We start from the raw sequence: 26,047 nt of genomic DNA on the forward strand, positions 1-26,047 counted from the left end.
TTATGGGCTGCTTATAGGGCCATTCCTGGCGCCTGCAATGCAAAACGGGCCGATCTCGCGATCGGCCCGTTTTTCTTTGCATGCAGGACGCAGACGTCAGGTGCGCTTCTTGGCGATCAGGCCCACCACGAACAGCACGATGATCGCGCCGACCACGGATCCGATCCAGCCAGCGGGTTCGCCGGGCTGGTACCACCCCAGCGACTGGCCGAGGAAGCCGGCAACGACGGCGCCGATGATGCCCAGAATGGTGGTCATGATGATCCCCATGTTCTGGTCCCCGGGCATGATGGCGCGGGCGATCAGACCCACGATGAACCCGACGATGATCATGATGATGATGCTCATGCGCGTACTCCTTACTAGGGAAAAGGGGGCGAAGTGGATTGATGATACCCACGGATACCCGCACCCCGTACGCCACCGTTGTAACAACTGGTGTGCGGACCAGCGCGCCGCGTCAGGAGGTCAGGTCGATGAGCTGGCGCACGTCCTTGGTCAGCGTCTCGATGCTGTCGGTGTCTGAGGCCAGCAGGCGCGCCTTGCCGTCCTTGTCGAAGATGTACACGCCGCGGCTGTGCGTCACCTCGTACATGTCGGCGTCGTCACCCGGCCGGGGCTTTTCGATCTGGTAGGCCACGCGATAGCGGCGCGCCAGGTCAGCCACCTGCCGTTCGTTGCCCGTCACGCCAATGGCGTTGTTGTTGAAGGCGTTGACGTAGGCCTGCAGGATGTCCGGCGTGTCGCGGTGCGGGTCCACGCTGACGAACAGGATGCGCACGTCCTTGGCCTTGTCGCCCAGGTTCTGCAGCACCGCGGTCAGCTGCGCCATGGTCGTCGGGCAGATGTCCGGGCAACTGGCGTAGCCAAAAAACAGCAGCACCGTCTTGCCCTTCAGGTCGTCGCTGCTGACCGTCTTGCCGCCCGCGCCGGGCAGCGAGAACTTCAGGTCGGGCAGGTGGCCCTTGACGTTGTAAAGCGTCCAGTCCACGTTCCTGTCGCCGCAGGCGGCAAGAAACACACACAAGCTCAACAGCAGTCCGCGAAAGAAGCGGCCGGTAATCAGGTGTCGCATGGGTCCAGTAGCCGGAAGGGGGTAAACCTTTCGGATTCTACCTGCAGGATCTGAAGAGAGTGGCATACGGCCGCCATGCCTTGTGCCCGCGCAAGTCCGGAGCAAAAAAACGGCCCGCGCGATGGCGGGCCGTCTTGGCAGGCGCGGCGTGCGACAGGCGTCAGGTGTCTGACATCGCCATCAGCTCGCCGTCATCCCGCTATGACGCAGCAGCGCGTCAATGCGCGGCGCGCGGCCGCGGAATGCGGCGAACGATTCGGCCGCCGGGCGCGAGCCGCCGACGGCCAGCACTTCGCGGCGGAAGCGCGCACCCGTCTCCGGATCCAGCGTGCCCAGCGCGTTGCCGGCCTGCTTGGCCGCGGCTTCCTCGAAGGCCTCGTAGGCATCCGCCGACAGCACTTCGGCCCACTTGTAGCTGTAGTAGCCCGCGCCGTAGCCGCCCGCGAACAGGTGCGAGAAGGCGTGCGGCAGGCGATGCCATTCGGGCGGGAACAGCACGGCAACTTCCTTGCGCACTTCCTGCAACAGCGCCAGCACCTCGGAAATCGACGCGCCCTTGCTGCGATCGTGCATCAGCATGTCGAACAGCGCGAATTCAATCTGGCGCACGGTCTGCATGCCGCTCTGGTAATTGCGGGCGGCGACCAGGCGGTCGTAGAGCGCGCGCGGCAGCGGCTCGCCGGTGTCCACGTGCGCCGACAGCTTCTGCACCACGGCCCATTCCCAGCAGAAGTTCTCCATGAACTGCGAGGGCAGTTCGATGGCGTCCCATTCCACGCTGGCAAACGCCGCGGCGCCGGGCTCGTCGACTTCGGACAGCAGCGCGTGCAGCGCGTGGCCGGTTTCGTGGAAGAGGGTGATGACGTCGTCGTGCGTCAGCACGGCCGGACGGTCGCCGTTGGGACGCGAGAAATTGCAGGTCAGGTACGCGATCGGCGTCTGCACCTTGCCGGCCACGACGCGGCGCGTGCGCTCGCTGTCGACCCAGGCGCCGTTCTGCTTGCCGGCGCGCGCGTACAGGTCCAGATAAAGGTGGCCGATCAGCGCGCCTTCGGGGCTTTCGACCCGCACGCCGCGCACGTCGCCGTGCCAGGACGACACGGGCGTTTCGGTCAGGCGCACGCCGAACAGGGTCTGGATGACGTCAAACAGGCCCGCCAGCACGCGCGGTTCGGTGAAGTATTGCTTCACCTCGTCTTCGGAATACGCGTAGCGCGATTCACGCAGGCGTTCCGAGGCGTAGGCCACGTCCCAAGGCTGCAGGCTGTCCAGCCCCAGCTCGCCGGTGGCGTAGGCGGTAAGTTCCGCCAGATCGCGCTGCGCGTACGGTTTGGCGCGGGCGGCCAGATCGCGCAGGAACACGGTGACTTCCTTGGCGTCGCGGGCCATGCGCGTCTGCAGGCGCAGCGCGGCGAAGGTGCCCAGACCCAGCAGGCCCGATTCCTCGGCGCGCAGCGCCAGCAGTTCTTCGATCAGCGGGGAGTTGTCGAACTTGGCATCGCCCTGTTCGGACGCGACCGTGCCGTAGCCACGGTACAGCGCCTCGCGCAGCGAGCGGTCCTTCGCGTACTGCATGACGGGCAGGTAGCAGGGCATCTTCAGCGTGAGCTTCCAGCCGGCCTTGCCGTCTTCCTCGGCCGCGGCGCGCGCGGCGGCAATCACGTCCGCCGGAACGCCGGCCAGGCGGCTTTCGTCTTCAACGATCAGCGACCACGCATCGATGGAATCCAGCACGTTTTCAGAAAACTTCTGCGACGCCTGGGCCTCGCGGTCGGAAATCGCGGCATAGCGTTCGCGGTCGGCGCCTTGCAGTTCGACGCCGCTCAGGCGGAAATCGCGCAAGGCCATTTCGACGATGCGGCGGCGCACCGGCGACCAAGACGCGAAGTCGGGTGCGGCAGCCAGCCGCTGGTATTGCTTGTACAGGCCTTCGTGCAGGCCGACCCAGGTCGAAAACTCGGTGACCAGCGGCAGGGCGGCGTTATAGGCCTCGCGCAGTTCGGGCGTGTTGACCACGGCATTCAGGTGGCCAGCCACCGACCAGGCGCGCCACAGGCGCTCGGACGCGGTGTCCAGGGGCTCGGCCACGGCTTCCCAGGTGGGCGCGAGCGCGGGGTCGGCGGCGTGGTCGACGGCCTTGCGGGCAATGCCCAGCAGTTCCTCGACGGCGGGCACGATGTGCGCGGGTTTGACGGCCGCGTAATCGACCAGTTCGGACACGGGAGCGAGCAGGGGGTTCTGGGTCATGGTGTTACCGGCTTATGAGTGGCAGGCGGCGCGTCAGGCGCGCCGGCGAAGGCGATAAGGATCAGGTGAGGGCGATCGGCCTGAACGCAAGGCCTGACAGAGGATGGCGCCATGCCCGGCGGTCGCAGAGGATCGGATGGTGTTCGTCACCAATTCGCGGCAGGTGTCTGACACCCCTGAGGCACCCGTCCAAGCTGAAGTGCATCTCACACGGGTGTCAGACACCGAGGTCTACGCTTTACCCGGCAGCGCGTTCGGCCGCTTCGACCGTATTGACCAGCAGCATGGCGATGGTCATCGGACCCACGCCGCCCGGCACGGGCGTGATCGCGCCGGCCACTTCCTTGGCGGAAGCAAAGTCCACGTCGCCGCACAGCTTGCCGTCGGCGCCGCGGTTGATGCCCACGTCGATGACGACGGCGCCGGGCTTGATCATCGAACCGTCGATCATGCCGGGCTTGCCGGTGGCGACGACCAGCACGTCGGCGCGGCGGGTCTGGGCCGCCAGGTCGCGCGTCTTGGAGTTGCAGATCGTGATGGTGGCGCCGGCCTGCAGCAGCAGCATGGCCATGGGCTTGCCCACGATGTTGCTGGCGCCGACGATGACGGCCTCAGCGCCGCGCAGCGTCACGCCTTCCGATTCCAGCATCTTCATCACGCCGTACGGCGTGCAGGGACGGAACAGCGGCTGCCCGGTCATGAGCAGGCCCGCGTTGCTGATATGGAAGCCGTCAACGTCCTTCTCGGCCGCGATGGCCTCGATGACCTTGTGGGCATCCATGTGCTTGGGCAGGGGCAACTGCACCAGAATGCCGTGGATGCTGGGATCCTGGTTCAGCACGTCGATGCGGGCCAGCAGTTCGGCCTCGGTCATCTCGGCCGGGTATTGCTCTTTCACGGAATGCAGTCCGGCCTTCTCGCAGGCCGCGACCTTGTTGCGCACATACACCTGCGAGGCGGGGTCCGCGCCGACCAGCACGACGGCCAGGCCGGGGCGGGTGCCTTTTTCGGCCAAAGCCGAAACACGCTGGGCGACTTCTTCGCGAATGCGCTGCGAAAGGGCCGCGCCGTCAATAATCCTTGCGGTCATGCGTGTGCCTCGGGTTTGGCCAAGGCCACTTTCATCAAATCTGCAACGGTGGTCACTTCAAGTTTTTCCATAATGTTGGCGCGGTGCGCTTCGACGGTCTTGATGCTGATGCCCAGGTCGTCGGCGATCTGCTTGTTCAAGCGGCCGGCGACGATGCGCTCCAGCACCTGTTGCTCGCGCGCGGTCAGGCGGGCCAGCATGGCTTCGTGGTCCTTCTGGGCCTGGTGCTTGCTCACGCGCTGCGTGGCCTGCTCCAGCATGCGCGCCACGATTTCGCGCAGGTCGGATTCGTTGAACGGCTTTTCCAGGAAGTCGACGGCGCCTTTCTTCATGGTGGACACCGCCATCGGCACGTCGCCGTGGCCCGTGATGAACACGATGGGCAGCGGCGCATTGCGGATGATGAGCTGTTCCTGCAGCTCCAGGCCGCTCATGCCGGGCATGCGCACGTCGGCGATCAGCACGCCGATCTGGCTGGCGTCGTAGTCTTCCAGGAAGGACTCGCCGCTGGCGTAGGCGCGAACGCGGTATCCATTGGCTTCCAGCAGCCAGCGCAGCGAATCGCGGACCGCTTCGTCGTCATCGACAATGAATACCGTGCTCGACAGGTGGGGCGTGTTCATGCGTGCAACTCCTCGGACTGATCGTTCTGGGCCTGCGTCTGGGTGGCAGCGCAGGGCAGGGTGAAGCGGAAGATAGTACCGCCGGCGGGATTGGGGTCAGCCCACAGGCGGCCGTGATGCGATTCGATAATGGTACGGCAGATGTTCAGCCCCATGCCCAGGCCCTGCGACTTGGTGCTGAAGAACGGTTCGAACAGGCGCTCGGGTTCGGCAAGGCCGTGGCCGCGGTCCACCACGGCCACCTCGATATGCTGCTCGTGAAGAATTACGGCAACCTTAAGCTCGTCGGACTCGCTCTTTTCCATGGCTTCCAGGCCGTTCTTGAGCAGGTTCAGCAACACCTGTTCGATCAGGATGGGGTCGGCCAGGACGTCGGGCGCGTTGGACGGCACGAAGCTATCGATGCGGATGCGGCGCTTGCGGGCGTCGATTTCGGCAAAGCCGATGGCGTTGTCGACGATGCGGCCGATGGCGACGCGCTGGCGGCGCGGCTCGCTGCGCTTCACGAATTCGCGGATGCGGCTGATGATCTTGCCGGCGCGCTCGGCTTGGGACGCGGCCTTTTCCAGCGCGGGCAGCAGCATGTTGGGACTGGTGTGGCCGGCCTTGACCAGCGCCACCGCGCCCATGCTGTAGTTGGCGATGGCCGTCAGCGGCTGGTTCAGCTCATGCGCCAGCGACGAGGCCATTTCGCCCATCGTGGTCAGGCGGCTGGTGAGCTGAATCTTTTCCTGCTGCACGCGCGACGCTTCCTCGTGGCCGCGACGCTCGGTGATGTCGCGCGCCACCTGCATGCGCACGCGGCGGCCGTCCGTCCAGGCCAGCATGCGGTGGTGCACTTCAAACCAGCGCTGCACCGACGGCGCAAAGACCTCGACCGATTCGTCGGTGAAGCGGCCGCGGCGGCCGGCCAGCAGTTCGTCGTGGCCACCCGTCTGCGCGCCGAACACACGGCGGTACGTGCGGTTGGCGAACAGCAGTTCCAGCCCGTCGTGCGTGTCGGCCGTGACCGAGATGGCGTCGTCCAGGCCTTCCAGCACGGTCATGAAGCGCTCGTGCGCGGCGGTCAGGGCCTCGCGGATGCGCTTGGGCTCGGTGATGTCCGTCATGGACGTCATCCAGCCGATCTGGTTGCCGTTGGGGTCCAGCAACGGGGACACATACATACGCGCCGTGAAGCGCGAGCCGTCGCGCCGTTGCGCCTCGACTTCCAGGCCGCTGCTGGGGGTCTTGCCCGACATCAGCACGTCCAGCGTGTGCTGGTGTTGTTCGTGGCGGCCCGGCACCCAATACGGGAAGGGCGGGCTGCGGCCGATCAGGTCGGCCTCGTTCCAGCCGATCATCCGGCAGAACGCCGGGTTCACATAGGCGATGCGGCCTTCCATGTCGAGCACGCGCATGCCCGTGGACATGGAGTTTTCCATGGCGCGCCGAAAACCCGTTTCGGCAATGAGCGCGGCCTCGGCGGTGGACCGGAAGCGGGTGTAGCGCCACAGCATGAGCAGGCTGATGACGATGACGCAGGACAGCGCCAGCACGACCCATATCAGGCGTTGCTGACGCAGCTCCTGGTCTATCGTGACAAACATGACGCTATCGTCATGGATGCGCTGCAGCCAGAAGAACACCGCCATCACACAGATATAGAGGATCAGCACCATGGCGGGCGTGACCCAGTACACCCCGCGCCGCCGGGTGCGGGCGTGGTCGTGGAAAGGCGTGGGTATGTTGGACTTGGGCGCGCTGGACATGGAATTCGGGGCCGGTAGACCGCGCATTTTAGTGCGTGTTGGGAGGGAATTGCCGGGAATCAAGTCCACCATTCGGCCTAGACCGTAAAAAGTATGGCGTTCAGCGATTCAGCTTCCGTTCAACTTTCCGCATTATGAAATGCCGTACCGCAACATGAAATTTTCCTTGCGACCGGTTAATCTTCTTTCTTAGAATGCCGCCTGACAGGAAACCCGCCCCTGGCAGGTCCTTTGAACACCCCGACCCCATGCATTGCATGGTAGCCCGGATGATCCCGGCTACCATGCAATGTCCGCGAGTAGATCAATAAGCGGGTGTGTGGTCACGACGAACCCCAACAGGAGACACACGATGTCCTCTAACGCCCAGGCTGGCGCCGTACAGGCCGCCAACGACGAAGACACCCTTGAAACCCAGGAGTGGCTCGAAGCCCTGGCAGCCGTCCTTGATCGCGAAGGACCGCAGCGCGCCCATTACCTGCTGGAACGCCTGATCGACGAAGCCCGTCGCTCCGGCGCTCACATCCCGTTCTCGCCCAATACCGCTTACGTCAACACGATTCCCCCCGGCCTGGAGCCGGCGCACCCGGGCAACCTGGAACTGGAAACGCGCATCCGCTCGTACGTGCGCTGGAACGCCATGGCCATGGTGGTCAAGGCCAACAAGCACAACCCGCCCGATGGCGGCGACCTGGGCGGCCACATCGCGTCGTTCGCCTCGCTGGCCACCATGATCGGCTGCGGCCAGAACCACTTCTGGCACGCCGAAGACGAAGGTCACGGCGGCGACCTGGTCTATTTCCAGGGCCACACCTCGCCCGGCATGTACGGCCGCGCCTACCTTGAAGGCCGCCTGACCGAAGACCAGCTGAACCACTTCCGCCAGGAAGTGGACGGCAAGGGCCTGTCCTCGTACCCGCATCCGAAGCTGATGCCGGACTTCTGGCAGTTCCCGACGGTGTCGATGGGCCTGGGCCCGCTGATGGCCATCTACCAGGCCCGCTTCCTGAAGTACCTGCACGCCCGCGGCATCGCCGACACCAGCAACCGCAAGGTCTGGGTGTTCTGCGGCGACGGCGAAATGGACGAACCCGAGTCGCTGGGCGCCATCGCCCTGGCGGCGCGCGAAAAGCTCGACAACCTGATCTTCGTCATCAACTGCAACCTGCAGCGCCTGGACGGTCCGGTGCGCGGCAACGGCAAGATCATCCAGGAACTGGAAGGCGACTTCCGCGGTTCGGGCTGGAACGTCATCAAGCTGATCTGGGGCGGCTACTGGGATCCGCTGCTTGCGCACGACAAGGAAGGCATCCTGCGCCAGATCATGGAAGAAACCGTCGACGGCGAGTACCAGGCGTACAAGGCCAACGACGGCAAGTTCGTCCGCGAACATTTCTTTGGCAAGCACCCCAAGCTGCTGGAAGCCGTGTCGCGCATGAGCGACGAGGACATCTGGCGCCTGAACCGTGGCGGCCATGACCCCCACAAGGTGTACGCGGCCTTCAAGTCGGCCACCGACCACACCGGCCAGCCGACCGTCATCCTGGCCAAGACCATCAAGGGCTACGGCATGGGCCACGTCGGCCAGGCCAAGAACCCGACCCACCAGCAAAAGAAGCTGGAACTGGATTCCATCCGCGAATTCCGCGACCGCTTCGGCATCCCGATCCCGGACGACAAGTTGGCTGATCTGCCGTACTTCAAGCCGGCCGAAGATTCGCCCGAAATGAAGTACCTGCACGAGCGCCGCGCCGCGCTGGGCGGCTACCTGCCGCGCCGCCGCGCCAAGGCCGACGAGCAACTGAAGGCCCCCGCGCTGGACGCCTTCAAGGCCGTGCTGGAACCCACCGCGGAAGGCCGCGAAATCTCGACCACCCAAGCCTTCGTGCGCATCCTGAACCAGGTGCTGCGCGACAAGGAACTGGGTCCGCGCGTCGTGCCGATCCTGGCTGACGAATCGCGCACCTTCGGCATGGAAGGCCTGTTCCGCCAGATCGGCATCTACGCGCCGGAAGGCCAGAAGTACACCCCGGTCGACAAGGACCAGGTCATGTACTACAAGGAAGCGGCTGACGGCCAGCTTCTGCAGGAAGGCATCAACGAAGCGGGCGCGATGAGCTCGTGGATTGCGGCGGCCACGTCGTACTCCTCGAACAACCGCATCATGATCCCGTTCTTCATCTACTACTCGATGTTCGGGTTCCAGCGTATCGGCGACCTGGCCTGGGCCGCCGGCGACATGCAGGCGCGCGGCTTCCTGCTGGGCGGCACTGCCGGCCGCACGACGCTGAACGGCGAAGGCCTGCAGCACGAAGACGGCCACAGCCACATCCTGGCCTCGACCATCCCGAACTGCGTGTCGTACGACCCGACGTTCGGTCATGAGCTCGCCGTGATCATCCAGCACGGTCTGAAGCGCATGGTGGAAGACCAGGAAAACGTCTACTACTACCTGACGGTGATGAACGAAAACTACCCGCAGCCCGGTCTGACCAAGGGCGACGAGGAAGGCATCATCAAGGGCATGTACAAGCTCAAGTCGCACGGCAAGGGCAAGAACCGCGTGCAGCTCATGGGTTCGGGCACCATCCTGCGCGAAGTCATGGCCGCGCAGGAACTGCTGGCTGCCGACTGGGATGTCGCTTCCGACCTCTGGAGCGTCACCAGCTTCACCGAGCTGCGCCGCAACGGCCTGGACGCAGAACGCCACAACATGCTGCATCCCGACGAGAAGAAGCCGCAGGTCGCTTACGTCACGGAACAGCTGGCCAAGACGGAAGGCCCGATCATCGCGTCGACCGACTACATGAAGCTCTTTGCGGACCAGATCCGTCCGTTCGTGCCCAAGGGCCGCGAATACAAGGTGCTGGGCACCGATGGTTTCGGCCGCTCGGATTTCCGCGCCAAGCTGCGCGAGCACTTCGAAGTGGATCGCCACTTCGTCGTCGTCGCCGCCCTGCGGGCGCTGGCCGACGAAGGCAAGGTGCCGGTTGCCAAGGTGGCCGAGGCCATCAAGAAGTACGGCATCAATCCGAACAAAGCCAACCCGCAATACGCCTGAGGGTAAAGAGACATGAGCAACATCGTGCAAATCAAGGTTCCCGACATCGGCGACTTCAAGGAAGTGGAAGTCATTGAAGTGCTGGTTGCCGTGGGCGACACGATCAAGGCGGAACAAAGCCTGATCACGGTCGAATCCGACAAGGCCTCGATGGAAATCCCCGCGTCGCAAGGCGGCGTGGTCAAGTCCATCGCCGTGAAGGTCGGCGACAAGGTCGCCGAAGGCGCGGTCGTGCTGGAAGTGGAAGCGGCCGACGCTGGCGCCGCCAAGGAAGAGGCCCCCAAGGCTGAATCCAAACCGGCCGCCAAGGAAGAACCCAAGCAGGCCGCCGCCGCCGCGCCCAAGGCCGAGGCCTCGGCGCCCGCGCCGGCTGCCTCCAGCGGCCCGGTCGAGATCGAAGTGCCGGACATCGGCGACTTCAAGGAAGTCGAAGTCATCGAAGTCATGGTCGCGGTCGGCGACACCATCAAGGCCGAGCAAAGCCTGATCACCGTCGAATCCGACAAGGCCTCGATGGAGATCCCGGCCTCGCAAGGCGGCGTGGTCAAGGAAGTGAAGGTCAAGGTTGGCGACAAGGTCGCCAAGGGCTCGATCGTGGTAGTGGTGGAAGGCGGCGCGCAAGCCGCTGCCGCCCCGGCCGCGAAGTCCGAAGCTGCGCCGGCCCCGGCTGCCAAGCCGGAAGCCAAGGCAGAATCGGCGCCCGCGCAGGCCGCCGCGCCCGCCTCGCGTCCGGCCCCCGCCGCCGCGCTGGAAGACGCCAACCTCAAGCCCGGCCAGCTGCCGCACGCGTCGCCGTCCGTGCGCAAGTTTGCGCGCGAACTGGGCGTGAACCTGTCCAAGGTCAAGGGCACGGGTCCCAAGGAACGCATTACCGCCGACGACGTGCGCGGTTTCGTCAAGCAGGCCCTGTCGGCTGCGCCGGCGGCCGCTGCTGCCGGCGGTTCGGCCGATGGCGCCGCGCTGGGCCTCTTGCCGTGGCCGAAGGTCGACTTCACCAAGTTCGGCCCGATCGAAGCCAAGCCGCTGTCGCGCATCAAGAAGATCTCGGGCGCGAACCTGCACCGCAACTGGGTCATGATTCCGCACGTCACCAACAACGACGAAGCGGACATCACCGACCTGGAAGCGCTGCGCGTCACGCTGAACAAGGAAAACGAGAAGTCGGGCATCAAGGTCACGATGCTGGCCTTCCTGATCAAGGCCGTGGTTGCGGCCCTGAAGAAATTCCCCGAGTTCAACGCCTCGCTGGACGGCGACAACCTGGTGCTCAAGCAGTACTACCACATCGGTTTTGCCGCCGACACGCCCAACGGGCTGGTGGTGCCGGTGATCCGCGATGCCGACAAGAAAGGCATCCTGCAGATCGCCCAGGAAATGACCGACCTGTCCAAGAAGGCGCGCGACGGCAAGATCTCGCCCGCCGAAATGCAGGGCGGCTGCTTCTCGATCTCGTCGCTCGGCGGCATCGGCGGCACCTCGTTCACGCCCATCATCAACGCGCCTGAAGTCGCGATACTGGGTGTGTCGCGCTCGTCGCACAAGCCCGTGTGGGACGGCAAGCAGTTCGTGCCGCGCCTGATCGTGCCGCTGTCGCTGTCCTACGACCACCGCGTCATCGACGGCGCCGCGGCCGCGCGCTTCAACGCCTATCTGGGTGCGCTGCTGGCCGACTTCCGCCGCATCGCGCTGTAAACGGGGAGCCCTATGAGCAATACCGTTCAAATCAAAGTGCCGGACATCGGCGACTTCAAGGAAGTGGAAGTCATCGAAGTGCTGGTTGCGGTGGGCGACACGATCAAGGCGGAACAGAGCCTGATCACCGTTGAATCCGACAAGGCCTCGATGGAAATCCCCGCGTCGCAAGGCGGCGTGGTCAAGTCCATCGCCGTGAAGGTCGGCGACAAGGTTGCTGAAGGCGCGGTCGTGCTGGAAGTGGAAGCTGCCTCGGGTGCTGACGCTGGCGCCGCCAAGGAAGCGGCTCCCAAAGCTGGGTCCAATGCCGATCCTAAGCCGGCTGCCAAGTCTGAAGCGCCCAAGGCCGAAGCGGCCAAGGCCGCCGCGCCTGCCGCCGCCACCTACAGCGGTTCGGCCGATGGCGAATACGACATGCTGGTGCTGGGCGCGGGCCCCGGCGGCTACTCCGCCGCCTTCCGCGCCGCCGACCTGGGCCTGTCCGTGGTCCTGGTCGAACGCTACAGCACGCTGGGCGGCGTCTGCCTGAACGTGGGCTGCATCCCGTCCAAGGCGCTGCTGCACAACGCCGCCATCATCGACGAAGCCCGCGAACTGGCTGCCCACGGCATCAGTTTCGGCGAGCCCAAGATCGACCTGGACAAGCTGCGCGGCTACAAGGACAGCGTGGTCGCCAAGCTGACCGGCGGCCTGGCCGGCATGGCCAAGGCGCGCAAGGTCACCGTGGTGACGGGCGTGGGCGAATTCGCCGACGCCAACCACCTGACCGTCAAGGGCGCCGACGGCAAGTCGCAGACCCTGCGTTTCAAGCAGGCCATCATCGCCGCCGGCAGCCAGTCGGTGAAGCTGCCGTTCCTGCCCCAGGACGATCGCATCGTCGACTCCACCGGCGCCTTGCTGCTGCGTGAAGTGCCCAAGAAGATGCTGATCATTGGCGGCGGCATCATCGGCCTGGAAATGGGCACGGTGTACTCGACGCTGGGCGCGCGCCTGGATGTCGTGGAAATGCTGGACGGCCTGATGCAGGGCGCCGACCGCGACCTGGTTAAGGTGTGGCAGAAGAAGAACGCCTACCGCTTCGACAACATCATGTTGAAGACAAAGACGGTGGGCGCCGAAGCCAAGAAGGACGGCATCTACGTCACCTTCGAAGGCGAGGGCGCACCCAAGGAACCGCAACGCTACGACCTGGTGCTGCAGGCTGTCGGCCGCAGCCCCAACGGCAAGAAGATCGGCGCCGACAAGGCGGGCATCGCCGTCACCGACCGCGGTTTCATCGAGGTCGACCGCCAGATGCGCACCAACGTGCCGCACATCTACGCCATCGGTGACATCGTCGGTCAACCCATGCTCGCCCACAAGGCCGTGCATGAAGGCCACGTCGCCGCCGAAGCCGCCGCCGGCCAGAAGTCCTTCTTTGACGCGCGCGTCATCCCGTCGGTGGCCTACACCGATCCGGAAGTGGCGTGGGTGGGCCTGACCGAAGAAGAAGCCAAGAAGCAGGGCATCAAGATCGAGAAGGGCGTGTTCCCGTGGGCAGCCTCGGGCCGCGCCATCGCCAACGGCCGCGACGAAGGCTTCACCAAGCTCATCTTCGACGCCGAGACGCATCGCATCCTGGGCGGCAGCATCGTGGGCACCCATGCGGGCGACCTGATCAGCGAACTGGCGCTGGCCGTGGAAATGGGCGCCGACGTCGTCGACATCGCCAAGACCATCCACCCGCACCCGACACTGGGTGAATCGGTGGGCATGGCCGCGGAAGTCGCCGAAGGCGTCTGCACCGACTTGCCGCCGATGAAGAAGAAGTAACGCATCAAGGCTTGCCGCGGTTGCAACAAAAAGCGCCGCCCCTTTTTGAGGGGGCGGCGCTTTTTTATGCGCGGGCGTTGTGGATGTGTGTGCTGTTTGCCCAGGCGTTTCTTATGCGAGGGCTGTCTGTGCAGACGCTGTACGTGCCAGCGCTGTGCGTAGGCTGTTTGCGGGGCGGCTGCCTATGTATGGGCGGGGCAGGGGCGCGCGCTCAGGCGTCGATCCGTCGATACGAAGCGGGCGAAAACCGCAGGGCCAGCGCCAGCAGCATGACGGCGCCGGCCAGCATCACGATCCAGGCCTCGGTCAGGCTGGAAAACCGGTCGCGCAGGATGCCCGCCAGCAATGGCATGAAGCTCGCAATCAAGTAGCCGCCGCCTTGCACGAACGCCGCCAGCATGCCCGCTTGTGCCGGATCGTCCAGGTGGTCCATCGCCACGATCAGCGACAACGGAAACAGCGCGCCGATTCCGATGCCGAGCAGCAGGCACGCCAGCAGCGCCAACTTGAGCGGGGCAAGGATCAGGCATGTCAGTCCGCAGATCAGAATGGTCAGCACGGCGGCCAGCGGCTTGCGGCGATCCGGAAAGCGGCCGATCCACGCCGACACGGCCAGACCCGCCATCACCTCGGCAAGCGTCAGGCCGCCCAGCAGAAAACCGGCGGCGGAAGGTTCCCACCCGAGACCGGTGTAGAACGGCGGCAACCACGCCAGCACCAGCGTGTAGGCGCCGGTGCCGATGCCAAAGAACAGCATCAGCTCCCATGCCCGCAGATTGCGCCAGAAGCTGCGTGGTGCCGTGCGCGCGGTGCGGTGCAGGGGCGATGATGCGTCGGCGCGATCTTGCGCTGCGTTGAGCCACAACGGCAGCGCCAGCAGCGCGGGCACGCTCCAGAATGCCAATGCGGCGGGCCACCCGAAACTACCCGCAAGCCCCGCAGCGCTGGCCGCCGCGACGGCCGCGCCCGCCATGATGCCGGTGGTGTACAAGCCAAACACGCGTCCCATGTCATGCGCGAAATTGCGCTTGATAAAGGCGGGCAGCAAGGTCTGCACCAGCGCAATGCCGACGCCCGCCAACACCGCCGTCAACAGCAACCCGTAGGTCTGCGTCCCGGCATAGCGCGCGGCGCAAGCAAGGGCCACCAGCGCCACGCCCAGTGCGATCCCGGTGCGTTCATTCAGGTATTTGTTGAGGCGCCCGCCCGCGAGCGCGCAGATCCCCATGACGAACACGGGCAAGGTCGTCAGCAGGCTGGCCTGCGTATTGGTCGCGCCGGTGGCCGCCTGGATCATGTCCAGCAACGGCCCGATGGCCGCCAGCGCGGGCCGCAGATTCAACGCCACGGCCACGATGGCGACGATGGCAAACAAAGGGCGTAACCTCACGCGCGTCATGGATATCTCGACATCAAGTTATTTGATGTCGAAGTATATAGACGGGGCGGTGGGTTCGGCAACGGGATATCATGGCTGCCAATGTAAATAGCTTCATGTAGAGACAACCATGAATGACCGTGCACGGCGCGCGCAGGAAGAGTGGCAGCGCGAACGTCCTGACATCGACGCCAACGTGATGGCGCTGGTCGGGCGACTGCTGCAAGCCACGCATCTGCTGGAGCGCAACTGGTTCCTGCCGCTGGCCGCGCAGTTCGAATTGCACCAAGGCGAGTTCGACGTCATCGCCACGTTGAGGCGGTCAGGCAATCCGTACGCCATGACACCCACTGATCTGCACGAGGGCCTGATGCTGTCGTCAGGCGCGATGACGAGCCGGCTGGATCGCCTCGAACGCAAAGGCCTCATCGAACGTGTGCCGTCTCCGAACGACCGGCGCAGCACGCTGGTGCGGCTTACGCCAGCGGGCCTGGCGCTCATCGACAAGCTGCTGCCGCTGCATGTGGCGAATGAACAGCAGGCGATGGCGTCGTTGACGCAAAAGGAACAGGCGCAGCTGGATGGATTGCTGGCGAAGATGATTGTGGGGTTGGAGCGTAAGCCGGCGGATTGAGCGGGCAGCGGCTCCGGCGCAGGCTTCGCAAGCCATACAGAGGCCGGCATCCCTCGCGCGGTGCGCGTCAGATGTTGTCCTGACCCGTCGAACAGCCGTCCAATTGAAAAAGCCGCCCGTGGGCGGCTTATCTGCCTTGCATCCCGTTGCGGCCGGTCGCCGCGCGGTTTGAATTCAGGCGTGGGTGTTGATGCGCGAACCCAGCGTGCCGTCGATTGCCAGCACCGGCAGCGATTGCAGCAGCGTGGCGACCGAGTCGGCTTGCGCGTTGATCGCCTTCTTCGTCACCGATGCCTGCACTTCCATCATGAGGTTCGCGTCGCGCAAGGCCAGGGCGGAATTGACGGTGTTGTTGACGGAAGCATCCATGGTCTAGGTGTCCTGGTGATGTGAGGCCGGATCAATGGCCGAAGCAAGTCGCATTATGGGGCACGCCAATCGAATGATGCAAAACATTTCGCAATGATCGTGGACGGCAATGTATTGTGGCGGGGGTTCGTGGCGGGCATGTGACATGCGCAGCGTTTCGCGTCGGCGCTGTACGGCGATGGACACCTTCACCGAGTGGCGCACTAAGGCTGCGCAGGACATTCCTTCACTTTGCCCCAACCCTGATTCGGTTCGCAATATTGCTTGCGTGCGGCCCATGCGCATTCGGGGCGCTCAAAGAAACCGAGTTCCGCGCATTGAACGAGTGCTTCATCGAGCGTGGCGACCCATGCCATCGGATCCGGCGCGGGAATTTCGGTGATGCGCAGCGTTGATTGCGGCGCGGCGGGTTCGTTGGAGGACGCTGCTGGTGTCGAGCGCTCCAGCCCGGTCGAGGAGGCCACCGGTGCAGCGCGAGATGACACGGCAGGGGCGGGCACAGAGGGCGTGGATGTGCCTGGTTCCGTTTCAGCCGTTGCGGGCGATGCGTCGGTCCGATCCGCTCCAATCGGTGTCCCAGACGACGAGCCCGCAGCCGGCGATGCCGATCCAGAACCTGTTGCTTCGTGCCCGCGATCGGAAGATGGCGTGCCCGCCTTGTCCGACTCTGGCGTCACGGAAGGCAGCGGCGTCAACGGCACGCGCACCGGGCTTGCGGATGTCGCGCCCGATGGTGCAATGTTGGGGGAATTCCACGACACCACGAGGAGCACCAGTGCGCCATAGATGGCCAGCGTGTAGATCACGGTCATCGTCGCGCGGCCCACATTGCGGCGCGTTATGGGTTCGCCGTCCTCGCGGCCGAACAGGCTGCGCCAGCCGACCAGCGCCGCGCCCGGCGCCGAGATCAGCCACCAGCACAGGCGCTTGAACCAGCCCGGCTCCTGACGCGGTAGCGACGCCTGTACCTGCGCAGCCAGAAGCTCGCGCAGGGCGCGGTTTTCTTCGCGCAGGCGCAGGGTCTGCGTGTCTCCCGACCCCTGGTCATCTTGATCCGGAGTGCCGTCGTGCTGCGTAGCGAGGGGATCGGGAGGCGTGGCGGTCATGTCGTGAAAGATATAGATACAAAAGCTGCGGACGCAATTATGAGGCATGTCCGCAGGGGCCAACCGGGGAATAGGACCGAAAATCGGCCGCTTGGCCCAAGTTTCCGTCACGCATCCAACCCGCCGCGTCAGTCCCCCGTCGCTTCCCGCCGTCCCAGCAGCTTCATCGGATTGCCGCCCTGTATCGAATACGCCTCGACTTCGCCCCGCACCACGCTGCCGGCCGCGATGACGCAGCCTTCGCGCAGCACCGCACCGTCCAGCAGCACGCAGTTGGCGCCGATCCAGACGTCGTCCTCGATCACGATCCCGCCCTTGCTGGGCCGGAAGCCCTGTTCGCGGATTTGCAAATCGCGGCGGCGGAACTCATGGTTGGCCGGCGCAAAGGTGCAGTTCGCTGCAACCGCCACGCGCGCGCCCATGCGGATGCCATTGCCGGTGTAGAGCACGCAGCCGGAATTGATGACGCAATCCGGTCCGATCTCGACATCGCCCGAGCCCCCCGCGGGTTTGATCTTCACAAACGAGTCGATCACCGCGCGCGGGCCGACCACGATGCGCGTGCCGCGCGTCGAGTCCTCGATGTCTGCCAGCGCTGACACCCGCGCGGTGGAATCGATCTGGATCATGCTGCCGCCCGTACCGCGATCAGGCCTTGCGGCGCAGGAAGCCGTCCGGCGCGGACGTCACGAGCAGGCGGTCTTCGACCGAGCGGTCGATCTCGAACTCGGGGTGCTGCTTGATCCATTCCCACACGGCCGTTTTGGGGTTGTTGCCCTTGCCCCAGTGGCGGCCCGGCCACTCATAGTCGGCCGGCATGTCTTCGACGAAGGTGTCGAAGACGACGCAATAGCTGCCCACGCTGACGAGATCCGCATAGGCGTTCAATTCGGCCAGCACATGGTCGTGCGTGTGGTTGGAGTCCAGGCACACCATGATGTTCTTCTTGCCCTCGGCATGTGCGCGCACCTGCGCGATCGTCGCGGGGTCGATGCTGGAGCCTTCGATCAGATGGATGCGCTTGGCCAGCGGATGGGACTCGATGGCCTTGCGGTTGTGCTCGCGGATTTCGATGTCCACGCCAACCACGTCGCCCGCGCCCAGCAGCTGCAGCATCGAGGCCGACAGCATCAGCGAGCCGCCGTGGGCGATGCCCGTCTCGATGATCAGGTCCGGCTTCACGGCCCAGATCAGTTCCTGCATGGCCATGGCGTCCATGGGCAGCTGGATGAGCGGCCGGCCTGCCCACGAGAAGTTGTTCATGTACTTGCGTTCCAGCGCCATCTGGCGCCAGGCGATGGAGAGCTCGCGGAACTCCTGGTCTTTGGCAAAGCCGGCAATGCGGGCTTCCTTCTCCTGGCGGTATTCCGGATGCGCGTCGGGCGTGGTTTCAAGGTAGGACATTCAGATTCCTTTGTGCAGACGGTACTGCGCTAGAAAATTCGGGAAAAATTCGGAAAACGGACGCAGGGGCTGGCGGCACAGCGCCTGCGTGCGGGTCACGTCAATGTCGTTGAAGGCCCATTCCGGGGCGTCGGGCGCGACGGATACCGGATAGCCCATGACGTCCTGCAGGTGTGCTGCGACCTCGCGATTCTCAATGCCCACGCCGTGCGCGACGTTGAAGATGCCGGTGGCGTCGGACAGAGCGATGGCAAGAATCTGCGAGACCGCGTCGTCGATGTGCAGATAGTCCTTGCGGGAGGCCAGCGCGGTTCGCAGCGTGATACGGCCATCGCGCGCGCCTTCCTCCAGCAACTGGTCAATAAAGCTGTCCGGCGCGTCGCGCAGACCTACGATGTTGGACAGGCGCACAACCTTGGCGGACCGTCCGCCGTGTAGGCACAGCGACTCACCCATGAGTTTGGACAGGTTGTACAGGTCGCTCGCGTCGTTAGGATTGACGCGCAGCGTCGCGCTTTCACGCGTGTCGTTCACGCCCGAATACACGCGTGTGCTGGACAGGTAGGTCAGGGCGTCGAAATCACCCTGGGCAAGCAGTCTGCGCAGCAGGCATACGTGGGCTTCCACGGTGTCGAGCGGACGGCTGCGAAAGTCCGAGGTCAGGCCGATCGCGTAGATCACGTGCCCCAGCGGGCGGCGCAACAGGTCCGTGTCCTGGCGCGGCGGGGCGTCACAGGCGATGCCATCGGCGCGCAGGCGCGCGACTAGATGGCGGCCGATGAAGCCCGAGGCGCCCAGAACGGTGACCGGCCGGCCATTCATGCGTGCGGCCCGCTGTCAATGGAAAGCGAAGGGATTGCGGTAACCAGCTTGGCGCCCCATTCATGGCGCGCGTAGGCAAGCTGCTCCGTCACCTCGGTCTTCAGATTCCACGGCAGGATCAGGATGTACTCGGGCCGGTCCTCGCGCAGCCGGGCTTCCGCCACGATCGGAATGTGGCTGCCCGGCAGGTACTTGTCCTGCTTGGCGGGGTTCAGGTCCACCACATACGGCAGCAGGTCCGGACGCACGCCGGCAAAGTTCAGCAGCGTGTTGCCCTTGGCTGCGGCACCGTAAGCGGCGATGCGCTTGCCGCCGCGGCGCAGTTCCACCAGGAACGCCAGAAGGTCATTCTTGACGCGTTCGGCCTGCTGCTGAAATCGCGCGTAGAAATCAGTTCCAGCGACGCCGGCGCGCTGCTCTTCGTCCAGTGTGCGCGCCACTTCGGCGCCAACTTTATGCTTGCCGGTGTCCAGGCGCTGCGCGAAGACGCGCAGGCTGCCGCCGTGCGTGCCCAGGTGCTCGACATCGAACACGGACAGGCCATTGGCCGCGAAGATGCGCGATACCGCCGTTAGCGACAGGTACGAATAGTGCTCGTGATAGACGGTGTCGAACTGGCCTTCCTGCACCATGCGCAGCAGGTGAGGGAACTCGAACGTCGCTACGCCTTGAGGCTTGAGCAGGGCGGCGAAGCCCGAAACGAAATCGTTGATGTCCGGAACATGCGCCAGCACGTTATTCGCGGCAATCAAGTCCGCGGCGCGTCCGGCTTCAGTCAGCTCGTCGCCCAGTTCCACGCCAAAGAAGCGCTGCACGATGTCGATGCCACGGTCGCGAGCGGCTTGTGCCGTGCTGGCGGTGGGCTCCACGCCGTAGCAGGCAATGCCCGCTTCCTTGACGTACTGCAGCAGGTAGCCGTCGTTGGCCGCGATCTCTGCGACCATGCTGTCCTTGCCCAGGCCAAAGCGGCCGATCATCGCATCCACGTAGCGGCGCGAATGCGCCAGCCACGACGACGAGAATGAGCTGAAGTAGGCGTAGTCGTCGGTGAACAGAGCTTCCCGGCCCGCGTGGTCTTCCGTCTGGACCAGCCAGCAGGACTCACACACGAGGATGCGCAGCGGGAACCAGGTCTCCGGACCGCGCAGTGCCGCTTCGGTCAGGTAGGCGTTGGACGGCGGGGCATGGCCCAGATCGAGAAAGGGCAGGCGCAGTTCGGCCTGGCAATGGCGGCACTTCACAGTGCAACTCCAGAATAGGCAGCGTCCAGGCGCGGATGTTGCTGATCGCGCTCGGACACCAGGGTAGGGGGGGCGGGCCAGGAGATGCCGACGCGGGCCTCCTGGTAATGCAGGCCGGCTTCTGCCTGCGGGGCGTAGGAGGCGGAATGGCAATACAGCATTTCCACGTCGTCCGTCAGCGTCTGGAACCCGTGGGCGAAGCCTTCGGGAATCAGCAGCGCGCGGCCGTTGTCCGCCGACAGGCGTTCGGCATGCCATTGCAGGAACGTGGGCGAGCCCTGCCGCAGATCGATGGCGACATCCCAAACCACACCGCGGATGCAGCTCACCAGCTTCATTTCCGCAAAGGGCGGTAACTGGTAGTGCATGCCGCGAACCGTGCCGGCTTGCGCCGTATAGGTATGGTTGACCTGCGCGACCGGGCCGGTCCAGCCGCATGCGGCCATTTCGGTAGCATCGAACAGCCGCGCCAGAAAGCCACGCGTGTCGCCGCGCGGATGGCGCTGCACGACCTTCAAGCCAGCGATCGGGGTATCGAGGACGGCGAGGCTCATGCGCGCGTCTCGTAGCGGTCGATGTCGGCATGGCACAGCGCCTGCGCATCTTCGCCGGCGTCGAACCGCCGGTACCAGTGCATGCTGTGCGTCACCGCCTGCGACAGCGCCCAGCGGGGCGCCACGTTCAACACGGCGCGCGCCTTGGACGTATCCAGGGTGAGCAGGCCGGCTTCATGCGGGCCTTCGATCTGTTCGGCATAGGCCACGCGGCCCTTGCCGTAAGCGGACAGGGCCAGGTCCACCACGGTGCGCACGGGCGCCGCTTCGGCCGCATCCGGGCCGAAGTTGTAGGCGTCGGCCAACGCGGGCGCTTCCCACAGCTTTTCGGCCAGGGTCATGTAACCCGCAAGCGGCTCCAGGACGTGCTGCCACGGGCGAACCGACTGCGGGCGCCGCACATGCAGATCGTCGCCGCTCCGCCAGGCGCGCACGGCGTCAGGCAGCAGGCGGTCCGCCGACCAGTCGCCGCCGCCGATCACATTGCCGGCACGCGCGCTGGCGACTGCCAGGCCTTGTTCGCGCAGGAAGGCGTCGCGATAGGATGCGATGACCAGTTCGCTGGCGGCCTTGCTGGCGCTGTAGGGGTCATGCCCGCCCAGCGCGTCGCTCTCACGGTACGGGTAGGGCCATTCGTTGTTGCGGTAGACCTTGTCGGTCGTGACCATGACCGCGACCCGGGCCGACGGCGTGACGCGCAGGGCATCCAGCAGGTGCGCCGTGCCCATGATGTTGGCGGCGAAGGTCTCGACCGGCTGCGCGTAGCTCGACCGCACCAGCGCCTGGGCGGCCAGGTGCAACACGATTTCGGGACGGGCGCTCTGCACCCGTTCGCGCAGCGCGGCAGCGTCGCGGATGTCGCAATAATGGCTGTCGATCAGCGCGCCGACGCGGGCGGCCTGAAACAGACTGGGCTCCGTGCACGGCGGCAGGGCCACGCCCGTCACCTTTGCGCCCAGGCGCTGCAGCCAGATCGCCAGCCAGCCGCCCTTGAAGCCGGTGTGACCGGTAAGGAGGACGCGCTTGCCGCGCCAGAAACCGGCATTCGGCGTTACCAGACTTTCCATGGCGCCTTGCCCGTGCTCCAGAGGGATTCCAGCAGATTCTTTTCGCGCAGCGTGTCCATGGGCTGCCAGAAGCCCAGATGTTCATAGGCGTGGAGCTGGCCGTCGCGGCTCAGCGCTTCCAGCGGTCCGAGTTCCCACGTGCAATCGTCGTCTTCGATCAGCTTGAGTACGCTGGGCGACAGCACGAAGAAGCCGCCGTTGATCAGACCGCCGTCGCCGCGCGGCTTTTCCGCAAAGCCGGTGACCTGATCGCCGTCGCGGCGCAGCGCGCCATAACGGCCCGGGGGTTGCACGGCTGTCACGGTGGCGGCCTTGCCGTGCTTGCGGTGAAAGGCGAGCAGGGCGGTGATGTCGATATCGGCCACGCCGTCGCCATACGTAAAGCAGAACGCCTCGTCTTCCTTCACATAGTCCGCCACGCGCTTCAGGCGCCCGCCGGTCATCGTGTTTTCGCCGGTGTCCACCAGCGTCACGCGCCAGGGTTCGGCCTTGCGCTGATGCACTTCCATGCGGTTGTCGGCCATGTCGAACGTGACGTCGGACATGTGCAGGAAGTAGTTGGCGAAGTACTCCTTGATCATGTAGCCCTTGTATCCGCAGCAAATGACGAAGTCGTTTACGCCGTGGGCGGAATAGGTCTTCATGATGTGCCACAGGATGGGCCGCCCGCCGATTTCGATCATCGGCTTGGGGCGCGTGTGGGTCTCTTCGGAAATCCGGGTGCCGAGGCCGCCGGCCAGGATGATTGCTTTCATGCTTGGGTTTCGCACCAGTTCTTGAACATTTCGCGCAGCGCACCTTCGAACTTGCGCGCAAAGGCGGGTTCGTTCATGAGGGGGCTGGCGTGCATTTCGTCGCGCAGGCCGGCGCGGATCTTGGCGAGGGCGGGGATGTCGCTGGCCAGTGCGACGACCTTGTCGATGTACTCCGATTCCGTCTGCGCAATCCATTCGGGTCGGCCAACGCCGTGGAGAATAGACGACCCGATGCGGCCCACGCTGGGGCGGTCCGCGAGCGTGATGTACGGCACGCCCATGTAAAGCGATTCCACCAACGTGACGCCAGAGTTGTGCGGGAAGCAATCAAGGCCGATATCCATGCTTCGGAGCGTATCCCAGGGGGGGCTGTGGCATCCGATAGCGAGCCGAGTACGATTGACGCCATACTTCTCGAAGCGCGCAATCAAGGCATCTTGCATTGCTTGGTCGCGATAGCTACTGCTATCGACGATGAGGCGCGCATTGGGCAGCCGGTGCATGATCTGCGCCCATACGCTGACGGTACGGTCATTCATGCGAATGGCGCGCGTCAGGCTGCCTAACGTCACAAATTCATTGGCAATAGCCGGCAGGGGGCCTTCCTGGCCCATGCTGGTTGCCGGTCGATAGATGAAGTTCGTATCAGGGAGCCGCCATGGCGTCTCTGAGAACAGACTCTCGCATCCCTGGGGCGCCATCGCTTCGTCCGTAAGGATATAGTCGATAGCCGTCAACCCAGTGGTGTAGCCGTATCCGAGCCAGGTCATCGACACCGGGGCAGGCTTGCGAGCAAAGGTTGCAAGCCGATTGCCTGCTGTATGTCCGGCAACGTCGATCAGGATATCGATCTGGTCCGCTCGAATCCGCTCCGCGAGTTGAGCATCGGAGAGCGGGGAAGTCGGAACCCAATGATCGAAGTACGTCTTGAACCGCTTGGTCGTATCATCTTCCGTCGCCAACTCCGCATAGGCGGTCAGCTCGAAGGAATCTCGGGAGAGGTGAGCAAGGACGGGTTCAATAAAGTAATTGCCCGAGTGCTGGCGGAAGTCGGGCGACGTAAAGCCTATCTTCAGCTTGCGTTGCACCTGGCGCGAGTTCTTGTGCGGTCTCCACGTACTGCGCAGCGGTTCGCAATAGGTCTGATCGTAGGTCTGGTAGGCCTGAAAGACCTCTTCCGGGCTCACGGTTGGTGCATAGTTCAACGCGAACAAAAGATTGTTGTTCGCGGCGAGCGACTTCGGCGCACGCGCGACGGCGTTTCTTGCTGCCGCAATCGCACCCTCAGCGTCCCCACTGTCGATGAGTATCTTGCTCAGGTTCGCGAGCGCTTTTTGCAGGTTCGGATCTATTTCCAGGGCGCGCACGCAGGATTGTTTGGCTTCCTGATAACGCCTTTCGGCATTTAGCGCATCAGCAAGTGCCGCATGAGCATGGGCATCGCCAGGGGCCAGCTCGACGGCGCGCCGGCCGGCGCTGATCGCCTCGGCAGTCCGCTCCAGCTGGCTGAGGCAGACGGTCAAGGTGATATAGCTTTGAGAGTGGTTGGGCTCGAGTTCGAGCATTTTCAACGTTGCCACCATCGCTTGCGCGGGACGCCGCGTGTTGCACAGCGTGATGGCAAGCGCTTCCCATCCATCGAAGAAGCGCGGGGCAAGCTTGGTGATCGTGCGGGCGAGGGGTTCTGTTTCGCTATAGGCGTTGCGCATCATTGCCTGGTTCAGCCGCTGCGCCTGGGCCACGATGGAAGGCGGAGGCGCCAAGGATCGCTGAGAGGGCAGCCGACCGGTCAGGCCGAGACGCGCAAGCGCGTCCACGTAATGTCCTGCGTAGTGGCCTTCGCCTTCACTATCTATCAGCCCGCTCTCGAGCATCGCGTGCCAGGATTGCGCCGAACCCTCCGCGAGCGCGAAACGCTTGACCAGTGACAGGACCTCGTTCAATTCCGAGGTGCCCACATGGGAGTGAGCTGCGTCCGCGGACACCGCAAGCAATGCCCCGTGCAACGACTGCCCAGAGGAAAGAGCATTTAGCAGCGCGCGTTGCGTCTCATTGAAGACCAGCCGCAGAGGCTCATGCCACAGGTTGAACAATGGCGCATCCGGTCCCGACGCGTCAATGCTTCGAAGAGGTCGAAAGTCGCTCGCGGCATCGTCATAGGGGCCGGGTCCCAGGCTGACATGCGCCAGATCGGCTTCCAAAAGCGTCCGGAGGCACTTATCCAATCCGCTTCGCAAACTTGCATCGTCCTTGGACGTGCCGCGCTTCAATTCATTGAACAGTGTTGAGTAGGGAAGCGTGCTCGGCCAAGCGCGCCCGAAGATCCTGAGCAGATCGACCATCAGCGGGTCCGTGGTGACCAGTCCGCGCCCGAGGTGCGTAGCGTAGGAAACAACGTTGTCCTGCCCCCTGGCCGCGAGCCTGATCAGCCCGCTGGCCCAATTCAGATCGGTGAGGCGCGTAAGGTCGGGGGCGCTCAGGATTTCCGGCTGGCGGTGTTGCGCAATCAGCAGGCTCTGACGCAATCCTCGTCCGGTCGCAAAGTCGAGGTACTGCTGTCGCATGGCAGCCGGTTGCCCCATGCTCAGTAAGCTGTGGGACAGCGACACATTCTGGCCAAATTGCAGCGGGATTTCGCTTAAGGGATCAGCATCCCCGACGTAGGCCAGTCCCGCCTGGGCCGCCTTGCCCGCAAACTCGACAAAATACGTGGGCGTGCACGCCAATAGACGTGCGGCCTCGTCGGAGTCCAGTCCACGAGAGAATTGATCGACCAGCGTGCCGACGGAGGCGCTCAGGGGATTCGATGGCGCAATGCCTTCTTGGAAAAGCGTCAATGCGGCGCGAGCCGCGCCCTTTACCTCGTCTTCGGTCTTGGCGGAGTGCGTGTGCAGCAATATGGCATCGCGCATCACCTCGAGACTCTTGGCGCCCGGATAGATCCGGTAGTCGACGTAGAGCAGGCCGAAGGGCGAAAGAAGCGCTTGGCCTCGCTCGAGCAGCTCCTGAGCCTGCTCTTCAGGCAGGCTGTCGTAAGAGCCGGTGGCAACGATATAGTCGAACGGCGGCGTATGAGCCGGCAGATCGGAGATGCCGGCGGTGGCCAGATCGACGTTCTTGAGTCCGAGTTGCTCCGCCCGGCCGCGCGCTATTTCAATAAGGTTCGCACGCCTGTCGAGCCCGACTACGACGGCATCCGGGTAGGCCAGAGCGAAAGGAAACAGCCCCTCGGCCGAACCGCATTCCAAGACCAGCACGCGCGCTCGGTGCAGCGGAGCCGTTTCCACACCATATAGATGGGCGACTGCTCGCAGATGCAGCGGTGAGTGGCTGGGAGCCAGAGTCCCTGGGTTGTCTGCCCGCTGG

21 protein-coding genes are annotated in these 26,047 nt (G+C 64.5%); 4 read left to right on the plus strand and 17 right to left on the minus strand.

Features of this window, described 5'->3' with window-relative positions:
- Window positions 1-96 precede the first annotated feature (96 nt).
- From KW836_RS12590 to KW836_RS12615, 6 genes are all read right to left on the minus strand, one after another.
- Window positions 97-348 (minus strand): GlsB/YeaQ/YmgE family stress response membrane protein, encoded by a 252-nt coding sequence (locus tag KW836_RS12590; RefSeq protein WP_008158223.1) that lies wholly within the window; start codon window positions 346-348, stop codon window positions 97-99.
- 112 nt (window positions 349-460) lie between these two features.
- The gene (locus tag KW836_RS12595) at window positions 461-1,075 is read right to left on the minus strand and encodes an SCO family protein (RefSeq protein WP_175126079.1); all 615 of its coding nucleotides are present in this window, start codon (window positions 1,073-1,075) and stop codon (window positions 461-463) included.
- A gap of 180 nt (window positions 1,076-1,255) precedes the next feature.
- Window positions 1,256-3,322, minus strand: coding sequence for a M3 family metallopeptidase (locus tag KW836_RS12600; RefSeq protein WP_218343513.1), 2,067 nt, complete (start codon window positions 3,320-3,322; stop codon window positions 1,256-1,258).
- A gap of 238 nt (window positions 3,323-3,560) precedes the next feature.
- Window positions 3,561-4,412, minus strand: coding sequence for a bifunctional methylenetetrahydrofolate dehydrogenase/methenyltetrahydrofolate cyclohydrolase FolD (gene folD, locus KW836_RS12605; protein ID WP_175126081.1), 852 nt, complete (start codon window positions 4,410-4,412; stop codon window positions 3,561-3,563).
- Window positions 4,409-5,035: a response regulator transcription factor gene (locus tag KW836_RS12610; RefSeq protein WP_056570132.1), complete on the minus strand. Its 627-nt coding sequence runs from the start codon at window positions 5,033-5,035 to the stop codon at window positions 4,409-4,411. The genes folD and KW836_RS12610 overlap by 4 nt, the downstream gene beginning before the upstream one ends.
- Window positions 5,032-6,786, minus strand: a complete 1,755-nt coding sequence (locus KW836_RS12615) for a PAS domain S-box protein (protein ID WP_105238467.1) — start codon at window positions 6,784-6,786, stop codon at window positions 5,032-5,034. The genes KW836_RS12610 and KW836_RS12615 overlap by 4 nt, the downstream gene beginning before the upstream one ends.
- A 352-nt stretch (window positions 6,787-7,138) precedes the next feature.
- On the opposite strand from KW836_RS12615, the gene aceE reads away from it, so the two are divergent.
- The 3 genes from aceE to lpdA are packed head-to-tail and all read left to right on the plus strand — an operon-like array spanning window position 7,139 to window position 13,351.
- Complete coding sequence (gene aceE / locus KW836_RS12620; protein WP_175138964.1) at window positions 7,139-9,847, plus strand: pyruvate dehydrogenase (acetyl-transferring), homodimeric type; 2,709 nt, start codon at window positions 7,139-7,141, stop codon at window positions 9,845-9,847.
- A 12-nt stretch (window positions 9,848-9,859) separates the two neighbouring features.
- Entirely contained in the window at window positions 9,860-11,539 is a 1,680-nt protein-coding gene (gene aceF / locus KW836_RS12625) for a dihydrolipoyllysine-residue acetyltransferase (RefSeq protein WP_218343514.1), read from the plus strand.
- Between the two features lie 12 nt (window positions 11,540-11,551).
- Window positions 11,552-13,351: a dihydrolipoyl dehydrogenase gene (gene lpdA, locus KW836_RS12630; protein ID WP_218343515.1), complete on the plus strand. Its 1,800-nt coding sequence runs from the start codon at window positions 11,552-11,554 to the stop codon at window positions 13,349-13,351.
- 211 nt (window positions 13,352-13,562) lie between these two features.
- Here lpdA and KW836_RS12635 read toward each other — a convergent pair whose 3' ends face one another.
- Window positions 13,563-14,750: an MFS transporter gene (locus KW836_RS12635; protein WP_218343516.1), complete on the minus strand. Its 1,188-nt coding sequence runs from the start codon at window positions 14,748-14,750 to the stop codon at window positions 13,563-13,565.
- Window positions 14,751-14,859: 109 nt separating this feature from the next.
- Here KW836_RS12635 and KW836_RS12640 point away from each other — a divergent pair, with 109 nt between their 5' ends.
- A complete protein-coding gene (locus KW836_RS12640) occupies window positions 14,860-15,363 on the plus strand; it encodes a MarR family winged helix-turn-helix transcriptional regulator (protein ID WP_218343517.1) in 504 nt (167 codons plus the stop codon).
- Window positions 15,364-15,537: 174 nt separating this feature from the next.
- Here the strand turns inward: KW836_RS12640 and KW836_RS12645 are convergent, their stop codons facing one another.
- The 10 genes from KW836_RS12645 to KW836_RS12690 all read right to left on the minus strand — a co-directional run bounded on the left by KW836_RS12645 (window position 15,538) and on the right by KW836_RS12690 (window position 25,938).
- Window positions 15,538-15,732, minus strand: a complete 195-nt coding sequence (locus KW836_RS12645; protein ID WP_056316520.1) for a putative motility protein — start codon at window positions 15,730-15,732, stop codon at window positions 15,538-15,540.
- A 203-nt stretch (window positions 15,733-15,935) separates the two neighbouring features.
- Window positions 15,936-16,949, minus strand: coding sequence for a hypothetical protein (locus KW836_RS12650; protein ID WP_370633022.1), 1,014 nt, complete (start codon window positions 16,947-16,949; stop codon window positions 15,936-15,938).
- A 17-nt stretch (window positions 16,950-16,966) separates the two neighbouring features.
- Window positions 16,967-17,467 (minus strand): DapH/DapD/GlmU-related protein, encoded by a 501-nt coding sequence (locus KW836_RS12655; protein ID WP_218343518.1) that lies wholly within the window; start codon window positions 17,465-17,467, stop codon window positions 16,967-16,969.
- 19 nt (window positions 17,468-17,486) lie between these two features.
- Entirely contained in the window at window positions 17,487-18,242 is a 756-nt protein-coding gene (locus KW836_RS12660) for a cephalosporin hydroxylase family protein (protein WP_218343519.1), read from the minus strand.
- Window positions 18,243-19,064 carry an NAD(P)-dependent oxidoreductase gene (locus tag KW836_RS12665; RefSeq protein WP_218343520.1) on the minus strand — a complete coding sequence of 274 codons (822 nt, stop codon included), beginning with the start codon at window positions 19,062-19,064 and terminating at the stop codon, window positions 18,243-18,245. It abuts the gene before it with no gap.
- Window positions 19,061-20,305: a class I SAM-dependent methyltransferase gene (locus KW836_RS12670; RefSeq protein ID WP_218343521.1), complete on the minus strand. Its 1,245-nt coding sequence runs from the start codon at window positions 20,303-20,305 to the stop codon at window positions 19,061-19,063. The genes KW836_RS12665 and KW836_RS12670 overlap by 4 nt, the downstream gene beginning before the upstream one ends.
- On the minus strand, window positions 20,302-20,859 hold the full coding sequence (locus tag KW836_RS12675) for a dTDP-4-dehydrorhamnose 3,5-epimerase family protein (protein ID WP_218343522.1): 558 nt from the start codon (window positions 20,857-20,859) through the stop codon (window positions 20,302-20,304). The genes KW836_RS12670 and KW836_RS12675 overlap by 4 nt, the downstream gene beginning before the upstream one ends.
- Window positions 20,856-21,926: a CDP-glucose 4,6-dehydratase gene (gene rfbG / locus KW836_RS12680; protein ID WP_218343523.1), complete on the minus strand. Its 1,071-nt coding sequence runs from the start codon at window positions 21,924-21,926 to the stop codon at window positions 20,856-20,858. Before rfbG ends, KW836_RS12675 begins: the two co-directional genes overlap by 4 nt.
- Window positions 21,911-22,681, minus strand: coding sequence for a glucose-1-phosphate cytidylyltransferase (gene rfbF / locus KW836_RS12685; RefSeq protein WP_218343524.1), 771 nt, complete (start codon window positions 22,679-22,681; stop codon window positions 21,911-21,913). The genes rfbG and rfbF overlap by 16 nt, the downstream gene beginning before the upstream one ends.
- Window positions 22,678-25,938, minus strand: a complete 3,261-nt coding sequence (locus tag KW836_RS12690; RefSeq protein ID WP_370633023.1) for a methyltransferase regulatory domain-containing protein — start codon at window positions 25,936-25,938, stop codon at window positions 22,678-22,680. The genes rfbF and KW836_RS12690 overlap by 4 nt, the downstream gene beginning before the upstream one ends.
- Window positions 25,939-26,047 lie beyond the last annotated feature (109 nt).

The sequence above is a fragment of the Achromobacter sp. ACM05 genome (assembly GCF_019218915.1).
Classification (GTDB): Bacteria; Pseudomonadota; Gammaproteobacteria; order Burkholderiales; family Burkholderiaceae_B; genus Achromobacter; species Achromobacter animicus.